The following is a 17,417-nucleotide window of genomic DNA, read 5'->3' on the forward strand; positions in this document are numbered from 1 at the left end:
GGGTTATTCCCCCCTGTTACGGTTTTTTAATATCATAATCGTAGAAACTGCTAAAGGTAGATACATTCCATTAAAGATTAGAAATGGTTTAGTAATAGTCTCTTCGTCATCATTACCGTTTTCTTCATACTTACTCATATCAATTTGTGAAATAGAAGAAGCCATAGTTACATCAGCTTCATTTTCACCTTCCACATAAGTTCTATATGGACCGCCCGGAAGATTTCTAATAATTTCTACTTGATCAGAATTACTTATTTCTAGTTCTCTCTCAATATCTTCTGCAACTTGTTCTCCTGATATGTCTTCGAATAAGGCAAAAAGTACACCATTTCCTAATAAAAATATACCTATTAATGCTGCTGCTACATTCTTTAACTTAAAAGCACTATTTATAAAAGTATTAATGTCTTTTTGCTTCTCTTCATTCGAGGTATTACTGATTACATCAGTTAAGAAATCTTCCGAGGGAGAGATTTCGTCAAGAGATCCTACTAACTTATTAACCTTCCGTATTTGATCAAATTCATCTCGACAGTGATCACAATATTTTAAATGCTTTTGAACTTTTTTTACATCTAAAGGGCTTAGCTGGTTATCTACATATGATGAAAGTCTTTCTAGAATCCAATTGCAATCCATACTGTTACACCTCCTTACCCTTTAGATGTGTTGTATCTGTAAAAAGTTCCGTTTTTTGGGTTAAAATTTCCTTTAAATTATGCCTTGCTCTATTTAACCTAGATTTCACTGTTCCAATAGATACATTTAAAGCTTCAGCTAATTCTTCATATGACAGCCCTTCTATCTCTCTAAGTAGTATCGTTATTCTTTGTTCTTCAGGTAGTTCTTGAATCGCTTTATGTACTATATCTTGCACATCTTTTCTTTCCGTTAGTTGTTCTGGGTTGAATTTTTGATCGGGAAGATTAAAATACACTTCACCCTCATCGGTTTCCATGGGGGAATTTATAGAAACTGATGAAGTTCGCTTCTTTTTTCTTATTTCATCTAGACAAACATTTGAAGTAACCCTATACAACCAAGTGGAAAAGGCAGATTTAAAATGAAATTTGTCTATGGAATGATAAACCCTAATAAAAGCTTCTTGTGCCAAATCATTTGCGTCATCATGATTACCAGCAAATCTATAGCAAAGTGAATAGACTTTTTGCTGATACTTATTAACAAGATCTTCAAAGGCATCTAATTTGCCCTTTTGACATTTTTTAACTAGTAATTCGTCTTCTTTAACTTTCATAGACTCACTTCCTTTGCCAGTTCCTCTATACTATACACTGTATTATAAGATTGACAGGTTTACCACCCCATTTAGTTGTCCTATATTCAGTTGCTAAATGTTTTATTAGAGTGTAATTAGATTATATGCTAAATCCGCAACATTTTCTAGTTCTTTTACTGGTATAAATTCATCTGTGGTATGAACCTTTTGATAACCCATCCCTAGATTCATTGTTTTAATCCCATTACTATTGAAGATATTAGCATCACTGCCACCACCAGTTGCTTTATATGCAGGTTCTAATTCTAACTTTTTAACTGCCTCTGTACAATGGGAAACCAAATCATCTTCTTTGTCTAGTTTATAGGATGAATATAACCTGTTATCTTCAAACTCTACAGTTGCACCATAGGAATCTGCTACTTCATTACATATCTTTTTAAATTCTTGAGTTATTTCTGAAAGTTTTTGTTCATCACGACTCCTAGCTTCTCCTTTCATTTCCACTAAAGGACAGACGACATTTGTTGCCTCTCCACCATTAATTATTCCAATATTTGAAGTAGTTTCTTCATCTATTCTTCCAATTTTTAACTTTGTGATAATTTCACCAGCAACCTTAACTGCATCAACTCCATCTTCTGGACTAAGGCCAGCATGTGCTGGTTTACCTTTTATCTTGATATCATATTTTTCTTGACCCGGAGCCTCAACGATCATTGTTCCAACTTTTCCACTACTATCTAAAATATATCCTTTTTTAGCAGTTAATTTGTCGAATTCAAGTCTTCTTGAACCATTTAGTCCACCTTCTTCATAAGCAGTAAAAACAACCTCTATTGGTGGATGTGAAACACCTTGTTCTTTTGCTGTTCGAAGCGCTTCTAAAATAGCTGCTAATCCAGCAGCATCATCAGCACCTAATACCGTATCTCCTTCACTTCTGATTACATCACCATCTAAAACTGCTTTTTTTCCAATTCCCGGTTTTACAGTATCCATATGAGCACTTAAGATTATAGGCTCTTTGTCATTATCACCATCAATCTTACAGATTATATTACCAGCTTCAGTACCCATCTTTTCACCAGCACTATCTTCATAGGGCTCTCCGCCAAGATCTGAAAGTTCCTTTTTAAGACGTTCTGCCATTTTACCCTCTTTTGATGACTCACTATCGATTTCTACAAGTTCAAAAAACAACTTTTTAAGTCTTTCTTTATTAGTCATATATATCACCCTCCAGACTTATTTGTGATCCTACTGCATTACTATTCTCCATAATCACCTTTTTTTCCTGTCTTTAGACGGAGAATAATCTTAATTGTTCGGATACAAATAAGATGCGGTTTTACTTTCATTTAAAAGGTCATTAATTAGTCTATCTTGAAGCTCATCTATACTAACCTTGCTTATTATATCAGAGTAATCAAACAAAAAGTCTTGTGCAAAATATAAATTCAAGAAAGTATTAGATAAATATTCAAGGGAATTGAATCCCTTTAAATAAGCACCCATTAATTTATTTCTCACTCTAATAAAATCTTGTTTTTTTATTCCTTCTTTAGCAGTATTTCTAATACTTTCTTCCAATTTATGTATTAGCTTATCTGGGTCATTAGTAGATCCACCTATAGTAGTAAAACCAAACCCTCTACCATATGCGTAAGATTTATGGAAGCTATTATCTATCAATTGTTTATCATATAGTTCTTGATACAGCTTTGATCCTTCACCAAATATCAATTCAAGTAATAAATCAGTTACTACTTCATCATATAGTTTAGGGTAACTATTAGATGCTAGTTGTTCTTTAATTCCTAAATAAACTCTTGGTTTAGAGACATTTAGTTTTTTTGAAACTTTTGATTTAAATACACTTTCAGGTTCCTTGGGTACTATTCGTTCTTCTAGATCAAATTCTTCAAAGTGTTTTTTATTTATTATATTACTGACGTGTTCAATACTTTTTTCTGGCTCTAGGTTTCCAATCATAAATAAAACCATATTTGAAGGGTGATAAAATGTTTTATGACATTCATACAACAAGTCTGGAGTTATTCTTTTTATCTCGCTCTCTGTTCCGGCTATGTTTGTCTTTACCGGATGGCTATGATATATACCTTCTAGTAAATTAAAAAAAACAACCCAATCAGGATCATCTCGATACATACTTATCTCTTGATCAATTATTCCTTGTTCTTTTTCCACATTTTCTTTTGTAAAGTATGGTTCATGTACAAAATTTAGTAATAAATCTAAACTCTCATAGAAATTCTCAGTGGCACTAAAAAGATAAGCTGTATGACCAAAAGTAGTAAAAGCATTAGCACTTGCCCCAAGATCAGAAAAATCATTAAAAATATTACCATCTTTTTTCTCAAATAACTTATGTTCTAAAAAATGCGCTATTCCATCAGGTACTTTTTTTACTTCTCCATCTGTTTTACGATAATAATTATCAATTGACCCATAATTAACAGCATAAATTGCATATGTTTTGTTAAAGTTTTTTCTTGGAAGTACATATATGTCTAGACCATTATCTGTTTTACTTTGATAAATTGTTTCTTTAACTAAAGGGTGATAATGCTTCTCTATTCTAGCTTTTGTTTCCATTACGTCACACCTACCTTTTCATTACTTGTTTTTGCCATAAGATAAATAGTGTCTAAATGAACATTTTTACCAGCTTTTGTTATCTCTGTACTGTCTACAGCCTGTAATTTATTCCTTACTTCTTCTGGAGTAACAGGTTTTTTGCCGTTTATAATACCCTCTAACAATGTTTCAGCAATTGCATCTGGATTATCTTCTAGCTGAATCAGAGCTGATAATATAGCTTTTCTTGTCATTTCAAGCTCTTTATCTGTAAAGTCCCCATTCTTTAAGTTCTCTAATTCAGTCTTAATTAGGCTATTTGTTTGATCATAATCTTTAGGATCTATACCTGCATTTATCACCATGATACCTTTTGATTTTTCTAATCTAGAAAATACGTAATAACATAGACTATGTTCTTCACGAACAACTCTAAATAATCTAGAATGAGAAAAGCCACCTAATAAACCATTAAATAACATTAAAGGGTAGATCTTAGGTTGTTTGTAATTTATCTGAGTTCGAAACCCTAAACACAGTTTTCCTTGATTAACATCTTGATACTCATTAATCTCTTTTTCTTCAAACAGTTCTTTATTTACCTGCACATTAAAATCTGGAGTATCCTTTCTATTAGAAAATTTGAGTTTATCTGTTACAGCTTTCTCTGCAACAGATTTAGAAAAGTGTCCCATAACAAAAATATCAATTGGGGCAGATTCTAATAATCTTTTGTAACTTTCATATAAGCTTTTTCCTGTAATTTTTTCTATTTCTTTCTCATTACCAAACTTTGATTCCCCAAAGGGTTCATCTTGACACATATGCTTAATCATTCTTTCAACAGAATAATTAATTTTATCGTCTTTTTGATTACTTATTCTATCTAGCTGATTTTGTTTTTCCTTTTCTACAGTACTAGTTGCAAATCCATCTTCTTCTAAGACAGGTTCAAACAATACTTTTGATAGTAAGTTTATTCCTTCATTGAATGAACTTTTTTGTCTATCTTGTTCTAACAAGAAATCTTCCCCTACCATTTCAAGTCTTAATTCTATTAATTGTCTTTCTCCTTTTTTATGTAACCCAGTAACAAAATCAGCTCCATACATTTCTTCTAATTTTTCATTAAACTCTAAAAAAGTTGGATAATCTTTCGTCCCCCTTTTTAATACTCTAGGAACAATCCCCATATGACCATTAAAATTACCTAATGGCCAGTGGAAAAACACTTTAATTAAGGTGGTCTTCAAATTATCTTGTGGAATCATATGTAACCTTACATCCTGAGCAAGTTCTTTTGTTATAACTTCCATTATCATCGCTCCTTTCTTAAAGATCTTGTTATTTATATTTTCCCAAAAAGTTAATTTATTAATCTTTTTTAGATGATAATGAAGTTTTATAAATAGTAAATATAATTTTCGATATAAAAAAGGTGGAAATAGATAAGTCCTATTTCCACCTAAAATTTTCCCTTATTCATTTAACCATTCTTCTACTAATTCTTCGTTATCATCAATCCACTGCTGTGCACCTTCAACAGGATCATCAAGCTCTTTTATGACACTCATCAGTTCTCCTAAACTTTCATCATCCATTTCCCAGTCATTCATCCAATTAAGAACTTCTTCTTGATCATTTTCAAAATTATCTCTAGTTATAAACACTATATTATCTGCTTCTCCATAGGATAATACCGGGTCATCTAAATATTTTAGATCATATTCAGCAAAAGCCCAATGGGGACTCCAAAGTGTTACAACAATAGGCTCTTCATCTGAATAACGATTATCTAATTCACTCATCATCCCAGCTTCTGAACTATCAATTAAATTAAAATCTAGATCATATTCCTCAATAGTATCTTGTGTCATATCCATTATACTTGCACCAGCGTCAATTCCGATTATTTCACCATCAAGTTCATCTCTATATTCACTTAACTCATCAATACTATCTACTTCCATATATTCTGGTACTACCAAACCAAGATCAGCACCTTCGTACCAAGTATCTTGAATATCAAAATCATCGCCATATTCATCAATATAATACCGATCCGTATACGGGATCCAAACTTCCATACCAATATCTAAGTCACCTTGTGCTACACCACTAAATAAAACAGCCTTTTCTACATCTACTAGCTCGACATCATAACCTTGATCTTCTAATAAAATCTTCCACATATTTGACACAGCAATATTTTCAGCCCACTGATTATAACCAATCTCTATAGTGTCATCTGTTTGATCTTCCTGACAAGCTACTACCAACGTTAAACTTAAAATAAGTACAAAAATAGAAATTACGATTTTTTTCTGCACTATATAATGCCTCCTTATGTAATTTGTTTTTTAAAACATTTCTTATATAATATACTAAAGCTACTAACAAGTCAAAACTACTATGAGGTTCTCTATACCCATAGTTATTCAGTTCTTACTCTCTCGATAAATGTCACAATTTAATTTCCTATTCACTTGTTCATACTTGTTTTTTATCACATTTTTCCTTTTTTTATAACATATCAAATGAAAAAAGAGAGACCTTTCAAAGGTTCTCTCTCCTATTCTATATTATGTTATTTTTATTATTAATCTATTCTTAAATTACTTGATTTTTTATGAGCATCAAGTCCTTCAAGATCAGCTAGATCAGAACAATGATATGCTAAGCTCTTTGCGCCTTCTTTAGATATTTTTTGAAAAGACGAGGTTTTTAAAAATGTACCGACTGTTAAACCAGAATTAAATCTTGCACTACAGCCAGTAGGAAGAATATGATTAGTTCCTGAAACGTAGTCACCAAAAGCAACCGAAGACCACTCTCCAACAAAAAGGGAACCGAAATGCTTAACTCTATTCATAAGTTGGTCATTATATTTAGTTAATAATTGCAGGTGTTCCGGAGCTACTTCATCAGAAATTTTAATTGCCTCATCAAGACTCTCGACAATAATAATTTCACCATAGTTAGACCAACTATCATTAGCAGTATCAAATGTATCTATACTAGTTATAGTTTTTTTAAGCTCTATTTCGACATATTTTGCAATTGACTCGTTCGTAGTAACCAAAATACATTTAGCATCAGGGTCGTGTTCTGCTTGGGCTAATAAATCAGTCGCAACTTTCTTGATATCAGCCGAGTCATCAGCAATGATAAGCACCTCACTAGGACCTGCTAATTGGTCTATCCCTACTATACCATTTACTTGTCGTTTTGCTTCTGTAACATATCTATTTCCTGGTCCAACTATCATATCAACTTTATTAATCGTCTCTGTCCCATACGCTAATGCAGCAATGGCTTGAGCTCCACCAGATATATATACTTCGTCAGCGCCAGCAATATACATAGCAGCTAAAACTACAGGATGTATACTATCGTAATCTCTAGAAGGTGGTGCAACAGCAACAACACGCTCTACTCCTGCAACTTTCGCTGGAACAATAGACATTAAAGCAGAAGATGGGAGTGGATATCTTCCAGCAGGAACATAGCAACCACAAGATGAAACCGGTATTATTCTATGCCCAAGAGTTACACCAGGAATATTTTCACTTTCAAGATTTTGATATAATGAAAGCTGTTTATTTGCAAAAAATTCTATTTGATTTCTTGCAAATAATAAGGCTTCCTTTAACTTTTTAGGCATTGCCTCATAGACTTGTTTTCTTTCTTTTTTCGAAACATATATATTGTCTATTTTAACTTGATCGAATCTTTTAACAAACTCTAGTAAAGTATTATCACCCTCTAATTTTACTTTAGCTATAATATCCTTTACTATTTCATTAGTGTTATCATCTAAATCAAATTGATAATTGTTATGTTTTGCTTCTTTATACTTATACATGATTACACCTCCAGTATTTATTTTATTGTTTTAAAGTATTAAATAATTCTATCCTAGCATTTAAATATATTCTAGTCAACAAAAAAGCACCTCTTATATAGAGATGCTAGCCATATTTAAATATCAAAAATTTAATTTATTTAACTTCACTGTCAATCCAATGAAGGAATTCTTCATTGCCCTCTGTTATTTCCCAGGAAACCACACAAGGAACATCATAAGAATGCAAATACTTAACTCTTTCTACTAATTGATCGACTACATCAGTTCTTGTTTTTCCTAATAATAGCAATTCTTCTTCGGATTGAGCTTTCCCTTCCCAGTAAAAGAAAGATTTAATTTTTGGTACAACATTAATACAAGCCACCAATCGTTCTTCAACAAGCTGTTTTGCTAATTTTTCTGCTTCTTCCATGCTATCACATGTTATATAAAACATCGAACGACTCAATAGTCACACCTCCTTCTAAAATTATCCAGCTTCATTAATTCTAGCAGGTTTATATCCTCCTGAATACAGTTTTCCTTTACTCATTTTAAGGACATCTATTAAATGGTATAGACAATTTATATTTCTTTCTTTGCAAATTGCAAGGGCTATTTTTGCACAAGCATAAGAGTCTTCTAAAGCATCATGATGTTTAAAGTTAACACCTAATGTATCCGCAATATAATTCAATCTGTACTTTTGTAAGTTGGGCCAAGCCTTTTCAGCAAGCTTTTGTGTGCACATATAATCAAAATTTGGATAAGGTATATCATACTCATCTAAAACGTGTCTTAATACACTAATATCAAATGATGCATTATGTGCTATTATTAACTTTTCTTCTAAATAAGGATAAACTTCATCCCACAATCTATTAAATTCAGGTTTATTTTTAACATCTTCTGGCTTAATACCATGTATGTAAATATTATAAGGTTTGAAATCCATATTTTTGGGCCTAATTAACCAATGTTTTTTTTCTTTAATCTCTCCCCTCTCTACCACCACTATACCTAAAGCACAAGCGCTTCCTCTACTACTATTAGCTGTTTCAAAATCAATTGCTACGAAATCCATCTTAATCCTCCTCCATCTCCCTAAACTAAAACTTGCTATATAATGATTCGTCTATTACTATTAAAAATCCTGTTAAAAAAAAAATTAAAAATGTCACATTTCACTTATTTCTGCATATGATAGTTTTTGTGGACTTAAATAAATTTCTATAAGGAGGAAGTATGACTTTAAATTTTCCTTTTTTAGGTAATAACAAGAAAACACTGAAAAATATTCACAAAATCTATAATAAGGAAAAGATCGCCCAACAACTAAAGAAGCCCATAGTTCATAACAAAAAATTGTTTTTTTAAATTAATATTATTAACGTAAATTGCAATATTAAATTGAACTAGTTTCCAACTGTAATATAAAAATCATTCAAGTAAGGCCTCACACTGTTCAAGAAAAGCTTCATCTGGTGTTAAGTAATCAAGGATTTTCCTAGGCAAAGTATTGCACCAGACTTGAACTTTAGCAATTGCTTCTGTTGAAAAATCAAATAGGCTGTAGCCTTGCTTATGTAGTAACTCAATCTGTCCCGTTCGAAATCATTTAGATGTTTATTCTTGCGGGAAGTTGGTGTATTATTAAGGTAATCCATAGTGTGCACCCTTCCTGTAATTGGTTATTTTGTGGTGATTTAATTATATTACAGTTGGGTCCACTATGGAGTTTTTATTTAGTTCAATTTGATTTTACAATTAAGCATTAAAAACTGCAAAAATAATAGTCGGTACTTTTAAAAAAAGACGGTTTTTCACAACCGTCTTTTTTAGTATTTAGACCACTATCTGTATATACTAAAAGATAGCAATAATTTACTTACAAGAGGTGCCTTTTATATGAAGTTTAATAAACTAATGAATCTTAAGAACTGGCCAACTTCTGCTAAAATTTTAGCTACTTCAGCTTTAAGTATCTTTAGTGCTAAATATAGTGCTAGAAAAGCAATTGATTCAACTTCTAGTAAAGCACTCACTAGGCTTACAAAAGATAACTATGATGAAAACTTATGGGAACTTGTTTCAGCTACTAGGAGGTTTGGTCCTCAAAATATAGTAGAAACAAACTTAAGGGCTGAAGAAGGTATAGCTATCGGAAGACCTCTCGGTAGTCCAATAAGAGTTTTAGATTTCAAAACATTATATTTTAATATAGCTCAGCTTCATACTTTACCTACCCCAGGTAATTTCAATATCGATACAGATGTAACTATTGGACCAAGAGCCAAAAGACCTTTAATCTTAAATACACCTATTCTAATATCAGGTATGGCTTATGGTATGGCTTTAAGTGAAAAAGCAAAAGTAGCTATTGCTAAAGCTACTGCAAAAGTTGGAACAGCTACAAATACAGGAGAAGGCGCATTCTTACCTAAAGAAAGAAAAGCAGCAAAATATTTAATATTACAATTTAATCGTGGAAAATGGAATAAATCTCCAGAAATCATCAAACAAGCTGACATGATAGAGATTCAATTAGGCCAAGGTGCTATTGCCGGGGTTGAACATGCAACAAAATCTAAAGATATGAGTAAAACTGTTGAGAAAAGATTAGGAGTTAGACCTGGTAAGAAAGCAGTAGTCAAAGCTCAAATGGAAGGAATTGAGTCTATGGAAGATTTAAAAGGACTTGTAGAAGATCTTAGATCAATCACAGATGGTGTACCTATTGGTGTAAAAATGGGGGCAAGTAAGTATCTTGAAAAGGATTTAGAAATCGCTGTTAATGCTGGAGTTGATGCAGTTGTACTTGATGGTGCAGAAGCAGCGACTTATCAATCACCACCAATCCTTCAAGATGATTTTGGAGTACCCACATTGTTGGCTATTGGTAGAGCAAATCAATTCTTTAAAAAAAACGGTCTAAATGGTAAAGTATCCTTGATAATTGGTGGCGGATTATATACCCCAGGAGATTTTCTTAAAGCAATTGCTCTTGGTGCAGATGCTGTTTATATTGGAACTGCAGCAATCTTTGCGCTAGGGCACAAAGAAGTTTTTAAAGCTCTCCCCTTAGAACCACCTACTCAAGTAATTTGGGAAACAGGGCATTTTAAACATAAGTTTAATTTGAATAAGGGAGCTGCAAATTTAGAAAAATACCTTAAATCATCAACAAAAGAGATGGAAGAAGGTATTAGAGCTCTTGGTAAAACTAGTATAAGCAATGTTTGTAAAGACGATCTATATACTATCAATCCACAAATTGCTGATATCACTGGTGTTAGTCTAGGGTACTCTAAAAACAAGAGATAAAATAAACAGTGTAAACCTTCTGAAATGATGTATAATAAGAAGTATAATTACCAGAAAAGGAAAGAGAGCAATGAACATCACAAAAAAATAGACTATTAGAACAGAAATTAGGCTTAATTAAGCATTTATTTTGGAGGACGAATATAAGGAGGAAAATTTTCTTAATAATTGATATAGATTTCTTTGCGCACTAGTTAACATATAACAAAATGATAAATCAAGGGAGATGATCCCTTTCTAAGGAAACTCCCTCGATTTTTTCAGTATTCTATCCTGTAATTAAGTCATTCTTATAGGTCATTATCAGAAAGTTTACACAAACTCCTAAAAAATCGTTAAACCTAACTTACAATTAAATTACCGTAAATTAATCCTGCAGTAGTTGCCATTATAACGACTAATACTACAAAAACAGCAGTTTTTTTAGTTCCTAGTACACTTTTTATAACCAGCATATTAGGAAGACTTAAGGCTGGGCCTGCAAGTAATAAACTAAGCGCTGGGCCACTTCCCATTCCTGAACCCATGAGCCCTTCAAGTATAGGTACTTCAGTTAGAGTTGCAAAGTACATAACTGAGCCAATTATAGAGGCTATAAAATTAGCTTGAACTGAGTTACCACCTACAAGAGATTCGATATAGTGTGCAGGTATTAAACCAGCATCTGATTCCGGTCTTCCCATTAATATACCTGCTATAAACACACCAGCAAAAAGTAAAGGGAAAATTTGTTGAGCAAAACTCCAGGTAGATTCTACCCAAGAAATTCGTTCGGATTTATTAAACCAGGAGTATAACATAACACCTAAGAAGGCTAATAATACTATAACTACATACCATCTCAAACCATATAATAATCCCCAAAAACTTTCTGGATTGGTAGGTTCACTTAAAGTTAAAACTAACAAAATTGCAATCATAGTTACAAAGTAAAGTATGTTTTGTATTAGTGTTCTACTTTCTTGTTCTTCCCCCATATCAAACGACTGAGGAGTACGATTTTCTTCTTCCTTTTTAAAGATAATAGCCATTAGTAATCCAATAATTATAGCAAAAATAATAGCACCTATAGCTCTTGCAATTCCAAGTTCAGGCCCTAATACTCTTGCCGTTAAAACTATAGCTAATAAGTTTATAGCTGGCCCTGAATATAGAAAGGCTATTGCCGGACCAATACCAGCTCCTCGTTTATAAATTCCTGCAAACAGTGGTAAAATAGTACAAGAACAAACTGCTAATAAAATTCCAGAAACTGAAGCAACTGAATATGATACTATTTTTTTAGCTTGAGCACCAAAATATTTTAAAACTGCACCTTGAGAAACAAAGTTTGCTATAGCACCTGCTACAAAAAAAGCTGGAATCAAGCAGGTCAGCACATGTTCTTGAACATAATACTGGAGCATGTAGAAACCTTCCATAATAGAATCAATAACATGCTGATTATCAAAAGGTATAAAATACGCTCCAATAAAAACAGTTACTAAAATCAAAAGTTTTTTTATATTCTCTTTCATAAATACACCTCCACATTCAAAGGTGGAGACTGTTTCTTACAGTCCCCCACCCGCTTTTAAGTTTAACTTATAAGTTTACCGACTTCCTCTTTAGAAGGCACCTTACCTGATACCTTAACTTCTCCATCGATTACTAAACCAGGTGTCATTAATACACCTGCATCTGTAATCTTGTTCATGTCTGTCACCTTTTCTAGATCTGCTTCTACTCCTTTTTCTGCTAGAACCTCTTTCACTAGATTATAAAGCTTTTCACAGTTAGGACAACCTGGTCCCATTACTTGAATTTTCATAATAAAGCCCTCCTTTTTTTTATATATAAAGAAGATTCTTTAGAGAACCCTCTTTAAAATCAAAAGTACAATACTTATCTTTTCGGATCACGTTTATCAGGTTCTATTGCCAATGAAGCAAAGATTTCATCCACTTTAAGCTGAAGACCTTCAACACTCTCTTTATCAACACAATAGAAAATCCATTTTCCAGCTTTTCTGCTCTTAATTAAATTTAAATTCTTTAGTACTTTTAGATGATGTGAAGCTGTAGATTGGGACATATCCATTTTTGCCATGACTTCACAAACACATAATTCACTATCACTTAAAAGTGATAATATTTCTAGTCTATTTTGATCACCCAAAGCTTTAAAGGTCTCTGCAATATTATTCATATATCCACCACCTATTGTGATTTTTATCACGCATCGACATATCCAAATTCATCGATTTAATTCGATTATACAATTACCAATTTCTAATGTCAATACTTCTCAATTAAATTTGTAATTGTTCTGTGATATTGTCACCCTAAGACTGTGCTAATTAGATATATAATACTTGCTAAAGTAGGAATTAGTAGTATTGGATATATATTTAGCAAGAGGTGTAGGTAAAATAATTGGAGGGTTGACCGGTGGTCTTTTAGCAAATTTAAAAGAAGAAAAAGTTGAAAAAAGATGAAAAACTCCTAAAAATCCTGACATTGTAGAAAACTTGTAATCACACCATAAGCTAAAGTTACAAAAGAACTTTTGCTGATGATCAATTATTTGTTTTTTCAATCTCAGTTTTTTGACGTGTCAACTAAATTAGACTTCCTAGAAGTAAATCTACTTGTAAATGTAGTGCCCAAGGTATAGCGAAATGTAACCATTCACGCTCTTTTTCCAGCCCGACTGCTTCAGATTGGCACAAATTAGGGAAAGATTCTTCAACAGATACCATCTCTACAAATCTTTTAGGGGGTTATGTAGATGTTTCTTTAATAAGTGAAAATAACATTGCATATTAATGCACTCTATTATTTAACTATCTATTACAACCACTCGCAGTTACAAAAGCCACACCACTTGCAACAAATAAAAGAATAATATTCTGCAGCTATTAATATTACCATAGATTTTTCTCCGAAAGAGATATAATTAAATGTTTCATGAGCAACAGCAAATCCCCAGCCATAATAGAAAGCGAGACCACAAAGAAGCATAGATATAATTGGAAAAAAGCAACATACCAGCAAAAATTTACATAAAATCTATCAACTGACGTCCTGAAGTAAACCCTCCACTAAATGAGTAGTGAATTAAACAAAGGCCAGATCAGCAGTAGGACGTAACAAGCTTTTCATTGCCCCCACTCTCTTTCACAATAAATCTATAGAAGCCTTTAATAATTCACTACTGCACATTGAACTGCCCCATGTCAAGTAGACAGTGGAAATAATAAAAACACAATTAAGCGACTAGACCCCAATATTCCATTGGGCTCTGGTCGTTTAGTTTTTCTTGTAGTCTCTCATATTTATAGAAATATATGTACTCGTTAATAGCATCATTTAGCTCTTCAAAGGTTGTATAGCTTTTTAAATAATACTTTTCACACTTTTTTATTCCAAAGAAGCCTTCCATCGGACCATTATCAATACACTTTCCCACCCTAGACATACTCTGGGTTATTTTAGCAACATCTAGCTTCTTTTTAAATTGCTTAGACGTATATTGAAATCCTCGGTCACTATGGAATAAAGGCTTTGCCCCAGGGGAAAATGTCAAAGCCTTATCAAGAGTTTTAAATACTAGTTGATTGTTGTTGGAGTGCCCAAAAACATATGCAACAATAGACCTGTCATACAAGTCTAAAATAGCTCTTAGATAAGCCTTTTGATTATTGGCATACCTAAATTCAGTCACATCAGTTAGCCACTTTTGATTAGGGCTTTGAGCTTTAAAATCACGATTTAGTATATTCTCTGCGATGTGCTGGAGTAGACTTTACGTAACGCTTCTTTTTCCTGCGGATTACTGATTTTAAACCTACAATTTTCATAAGGCGATATATAACGTTTATGGTTAAACTTTTTCCAAAGCTTTTTATTTAAGTTTCTCTTTAACCTTCTATAGCCGTAGGTTTCGTCTACCTTTTCGTAAAGCTTGACCATTTCTTTGATTAATATCTTATTTTCAGCTTCGATTTTAGTTTCCTTTCTATTCGTCCACTTGTAATACGCAGAGCGAGAAATACCAGCAATAGCACATAGTAGGACGATCGAAAGCTGTTGTTCATCATGTAATTGTTTGACTGCAATATACTTGTTTTCCTGTCTAATACTACTTAATAGCACCTCCTTTCGAGTTCTTCCAACTTTTTTAAGAAGGTATTCTCCGCTCTTAACCTCTCATTTTCTGCCTTAATTCTCTTCATCTCAAGCTGAACCTTTTCCTCTGGTGTTAATTCCTCTTGATCTTTTTTTCTTCCTCACCGGTCTTTTAAGGCATCCTCACCGCCAGACTCATACTTCTTAACCCACTGATATACTTGCTGATAAGAAACCTTATATGTATCTGCAGTACCTTGATAGTCCAGTCCATTTGAAATACAAGATAATACGATTTCTATTTTTTCTTTCCAAGTAGTTGTTCTTCCCTTAGTCATAGATTGGCTCATTCCTTTCCGTGTTGCTTTAACTTCACTATGACTATTATACTTCTTTAACCATTTAAGAAAAACACTGTGATTTAGATATTTCATATTTCATAACTACTTCTGTTAGCTGTAGTTCCCCTGATAGGTAATCTCGTATAGCATTTTCCTTTAATTCCTGCGAGTAATTTCTCTAAGTAGAGGAGTCAACTAAACCTTCTGTTCCATACCTATCGAACTTATATATCCACTGTGTAATTGTCTTTCTATAGATGTTATATTTACATGCAATATCACTAAGGGTGCCTAGGCCCTCCTGGTACTCCCGTATAATTTGATATTTTTCCTCCGCGGTATACTTCTTTCTTTTAGACATAAAAATACTCCCCTTTGGTGACAGATTTTTATTTTTTTACCTGTCTACCATAAGGGGAGCATATCACATGTGCGGGTGTTCGCCCTTTAATGTTTTTAGAATTTAAAATATTTAGGTGGATTCTTCTTCAGTGCCTGCACTATTATCATCATTTGAATAACCATCTCCTATAGGCCATTCTTTACTCTTTAAGACTCCTTTAACGATAAAAGGAATAACAATTAAGAACAGGCCGACATATCCTAAATAACCATATCCTATTTGAATAAGCCATATCAATCCTAATAACGCTATTGCCCAGGTAAGGAGTACATATAATACAGAAGCAATGATATTTGTTCTTCGATCATTAGCTTCATTTCCTTTAGAAAAGTTCGACACAATTCTTTTTACCCCACCAAATACCAGGTTAACTCCAGTAGAAATTACTCCCAACAATATGAGTAAAGAAGTAGCATATGTCGCAAAAAGTCCGCCAAACCCCCTCTCAGCAACATATAATGTCGGGACTTCTTCAGCTAAAATATCAGGATAATACCCTAGTATACCTATCGATGCTAACAGCACTAACAATCCGTTCACAAGAGTTCCTATAGTAGCAGCCTTTTTTGCATCAGCCTTTGTTTTTAAAGGTTCGGCTACAGCAACACAAGCACAGAACAAAAACGATTGAAAACCAACGTATAATAACATTTGCCAAAGTGCAGGTCCAAATCCTGTGTTAGTTTCACCAGCACTTATAACCCCTGAAACTCCTTCAAAGTTTATAATAATATTACTACCAAAAATTAGTACTAACCCAACAATTACAATAATTGCAATAGAAGTAGCTGCATTTCGCACAACACGCGCTCCATAGATTGTTAAAAAGAAAATAACTACTGCTATTACTATGGTATTAATAATATATGGAGTCCCTATTGCATCTTTAATAACTTCTCCTCCAGTTGCAAAAGCTACAGCAGTGGCCACAACCAATAAGATTATATATGCAATTTCGAAAACTATTGCAATTGCCCTATTTCCATAAAATTTTTCTCCGAAAGAGGCATAGTCAAATGTTTTATGTGCAATTGCATATAACCAACCGTAGTAAAAAGCAATACCTACGATAAGCATCGAGAAAAAAGGTAGAAACGCAGCATATCGCCCGAAATTTACGTAGTAATCAATTAATTGACGCCCTGCAGCAAACCCCCCACCAAAGTGAGTTGTAAACCAGACAAATGCAATTGCTGCACTAGGTCCTAGTATTTTTTTAACATCCATTACTTTTCACTCCTTGTCTGTTATAGTTATTTATAGAAGGGCAGGAAAGCCCCTCTTGGATCACGTAATAATAAAGTAAAGGTGGCCATCCGGGGAAAGACCAATCACTCCTAGTCAGTACGACTGCTTTTGAAAGAAATGTCTTCCCCGGATACCATAAGTAGCAGTTACGGACTATAGAGAAGTTGTGCCTCGAGCACTGATGCTAGACAAGGCTTACCTCTGCTACTAAATACCATCACCTTAAGGAGGTCTTAGAATGTACTTTGTTGGGATTGATTGGGCTGATACAAAACATGATATCCTGGTCATGAGTGGCGAT

14 protein-coding genes and 2 pseudogenes are annotated in these 17,417 nt (G+C 33.2%); 1 reads left to right on the forward strand and 15 read right to left on the reverse strand.

Translation table 11 applies throughout. The features are described from left to right. Positions 1–3 precede the first annotated feature (3 nt). The 10 genes and pseudogenes from CDO51_RS09265 to CDO51_RS14725 form a co-directional block, all read right to left on the reverse strand. Positions 4–642, reverse strand: a complete 639-nt coding sequence (locus tag CDO51_RS09265; protein WP_089023991.1) for an anti-sigma factor family protein — start codon at positions 640–642, stop codon at positions 4–6. 4 nt (positions 643–646) lie between these two features. Next, positions 647–1,261, reverse strand: coding sequence for an RNA polymerase sigma factor (locus CDO51_RS09270; protein WP_089023992.1), 615 nt, complete (start codon positions 1,259–1,261; stop codon positions 647–649). Between the two features lie 105 nt (positions 1,262–1,366). After that, a complete protein-coding gene (locus CDO51_RS09275; RefSeq protein WP_089023993.1) occupies positions 1,367–2,473 on the reverse strand; it encodes a M20/M25/M40 family metallo-hydrolase in 1,107 nt (368 codons plus the stop codon). A 90-nt stretch (positions 2,474–2,563) separates the two neighbouring features. Beyond that, positions 2,564–3,862: an EF-P 5-aminopentanol modification-associated protein YfmH gene (gene yfmH, locus CDO51_RS09280; RefSeq protein ID WP_089023994.1), complete on the reverse strand. Its 1,299-nt coding sequence runs from the start codon at positions 3,860–3,862 to the stop codon at positions 2,564–2,566. Continuing rightward, the gene (gene yfmF / locus CDO51_RS09285; protein WP_158212413.1) at positions 3,862–5,160 is read right to left on the reverse strand and encodes an EF-P 5-aminopentanol modification-associated protein YfmF; all 1,299 of its coding nucleotides are present in this window, start codon (positions 5,158–5,160) and stop codon (positions 3,862–3,864) included. Before yfmF ends, yfmH begins: the two co-directional genes overlap by 1 nt. Before the next feature lie 162 nt (positions 5,161–5,322). Further along, positions 5,323–6,174 carry a glycine betaine ABC transporter substrate-binding protein gene (locus tag CDO51_RS09290; RefSeq protein ID WP_205842192.1) on the reverse strand — a complete coding sequence of 284 codons (852 nt, stop codon included), beginning with the start codon at positions 6,172–6,174 and terminating at the stop codon, positions 5,323–5,325. A 269-nt stretch (positions 6,175–6,443) separates the two neighbouring features. Beyond that, positions 6,444–7,709 carry a histidinol dehydrogenase gene (gene hisD, locus CDO51_RS09295; protein WP_089023997.1) on the reverse strand — a complete coding sequence of 422 codons (1,266 nt, stop codon included), beginning with the start codon at positions 7,707–7,709 and terminating at the stop codon, positions 6,444–6,446. Positions 7,710–7,845: 136 nt separating this feature from the next. Next, entirely contained in the window at positions 7,846–8,160 is a 315-nt protein-coding gene (gene cutA, locus CDO51_RS09300) for a divalent-cation tolerance protein CutA (RefSeq protein WP_205842193.1), read from the reverse strand. A 21-nt stretch (positions 8,161–8,181) separates the two neighbouring features. Further along, positions 8,182–8,775, reverse strand: a complete 594-nt coding sequence (locus CDO51_RS09305; protein WP_089023998.1) for an exonuclease domain-containing protein — start codon at positions 8,773–8,775, stop codon at positions 8,182–8,184. Positions 8,776–9,131: 356 nt separating this feature from the next. Further along, positions 9,132–9,248, reverse strand: a pseudogene (locus tag CDO51_RS14725) (IS30 family transposase); the annotation flags it as partial. A 351-nt stretch (positions 9,249–9,599) separates the two neighbouring features. Here CDO51_RS14725 and CDO51_RS09310 point away from each other — a divergent pair. Further along, positions 9,600–11,015: an FMN-binding glutamate synthase family protein gene (locus tag CDO51_RS09310; RefSeq protein ID WP_089023999.1), complete on the forward strand. Its 1,416-nt coding sequence runs from the start codon at positions 9,600–9,602 to the stop codon at positions 11,013–11,015. Between the two features lie 341 nt (positions 11,016–11,356). Here the strand turns inward: CDO51_RS09310 and CDO51_RS09315 are convergent, their stop codons facing one another. The 5 genes and pseudogenes from CDO51_RS09315 to CDO51_RS09350 form a co-directional block, all read right to left on the reverse strand. After that, a complete protein-coding gene (locus CDO51_RS09315; RefSeq protein ID WP_089024000.1) occupies positions 11,357–12,532 on the reverse strand; it encodes a permease in 1,176 nt (391 codons plus the stop codon). 62 nt (positions 12,533–12,594) lie between these two features. After that, the gene (locus CDO51_RS09320; RefSeq protein ID WP_089024001.1) at positions 12,595–12,825 is read right to left on the reverse strand and encodes a thioredoxin family protein; all 231 of its coding nucleotides are present in this window, start codon (positions 12,823–12,825) and stop codon (positions 12,595–12,597) included. A 74-nt stretch (positions 12,826–12,899) separates the two neighbouring features. Next, positions 12,900–13,202 carry an ArsR/SmtB family transcription factor gene (locus tag CDO51_RS09325; RefSeq protein WP_089024002.1) on the reverse strand — a complete coding sequence of 101 codons (303 nt, stop codon included), beginning with the start codon at positions 13,200–13,202 and terminating at the stop codon, positions 12,900–12,902. A gap of 1,062 nt (positions 13,203–14,264) precedes the next feature. After that, positions 14,265–15,826: pseudogene (locus tag CDO51_RS15455) on the reverse strand (IS3 family transposase). A 111-nt stretch (positions 15,827–15,937) separates the two neighbouring features. Beyond that, a complete protein-coding gene (locus CDO51_RS09350) occupies positions 15,938–17,095 on the reverse strand; it encodes a YkvI family membrane protein (RefSeq protein ID WP_205842194.1) in 1,158 nt (385 codons plus the stop codon). Positions 17,096–17,417: the final 322 nt, after the last annotated feature.

The organism is Natranaerobius trueperi (assembly GCF_002216005.1).
Classification (GTDB): domain Bacteria; phylum Bacillota; class Natranaerobiia; order Natranaerobiales; family Natranaerobiaceae; genus Natranaerobius_A; species Natranaerobius_A trueperi.

Bases quoted from the DNA above. Each gene is read 5' to 3' on its own strand.
- CDO51_RS09265 (WP_089023991.1), bottom strand. From the start codon at position 642: ATGGATTGCAATTGGATTCTAGAAAGACTTTCATCATATGTAGATAAC.
- CDO51_RS09270 (WP_089023992.1), bottom strand. From the start codon at position 1,261: ATGAAAGTTAAAGAAGACGAATTACTAGTTAAAAAATGTCAAAAGGGC.
- CDO51_RS09275 (WP_089023993.1), bottom strand. From the start codon at position 2,473: ATGACTAATAAAGAAAGACTTAAAAAGTTGTTTTTTGAACTTGTAGAA.
- yfmH (WP_089023994.1), bottom strand. From the start codon at position 3,862: ATGGAAACAAAAGCTAGAATAGAGAAGCATTATCACCCTTTAGTTAAA.
- yfmF (WP_158212413.1), bottom strand. From the start codon at position 5,160: ATGGAAGTTATAACAAAAGAACTTGCTCAGGATGTAAGGTTACATATG.
- hisD (WP_089023997.1), bottom strand. From the start codon at position 7,709: ATGTATAAGTATAAAGAAGCAAAACATAACAATTATCAATTTGATTTA.
- CDO51_RS09305 (WP_089023998.1), bottom strand. From the start codon at position 8,775: ATGGATTTCGTAGCAATTGATTTTGAAACAGCTAATAGTAGTAGAGGA.
- CDO51_RS09310 (WP_089023999.1), top strand. From the start codon at position 9,600: ATGAAGTTTAATAAACTAATGAATCTTAAGAACTGGCCAACTTCTGCT.
- CDO51_RS09315 (WP_089024000.1), bottom strand. From the start codon at position 12,532: ATGAAAGAGAATATAAAAAAACTTTTGATTTTAGTAACTGTTTTTATT.
- CDO51_RS09320 (WP_089024001.1), bottom strand. From the start codon at position 12,825: ATGAAAATTCAAGTAATGGGACCAGGTTGTCCTAACTGTGAAAAGCTT.
- CDO51_RS09325 (WP_089024002.1), bottom strand. From the start codon at position 13,202: ATGAATAATATTGCAGAGACCTTTAAAGCTTTGGGTGATCAAAATAGA.
- CDO51_RS09350 (WP_205842194.1), bottom strand. From the start codon at position 17,095: ATGGATGTTAAAAAAATACTAGGACCTAGTGCAGCAATTGCATTTGTC.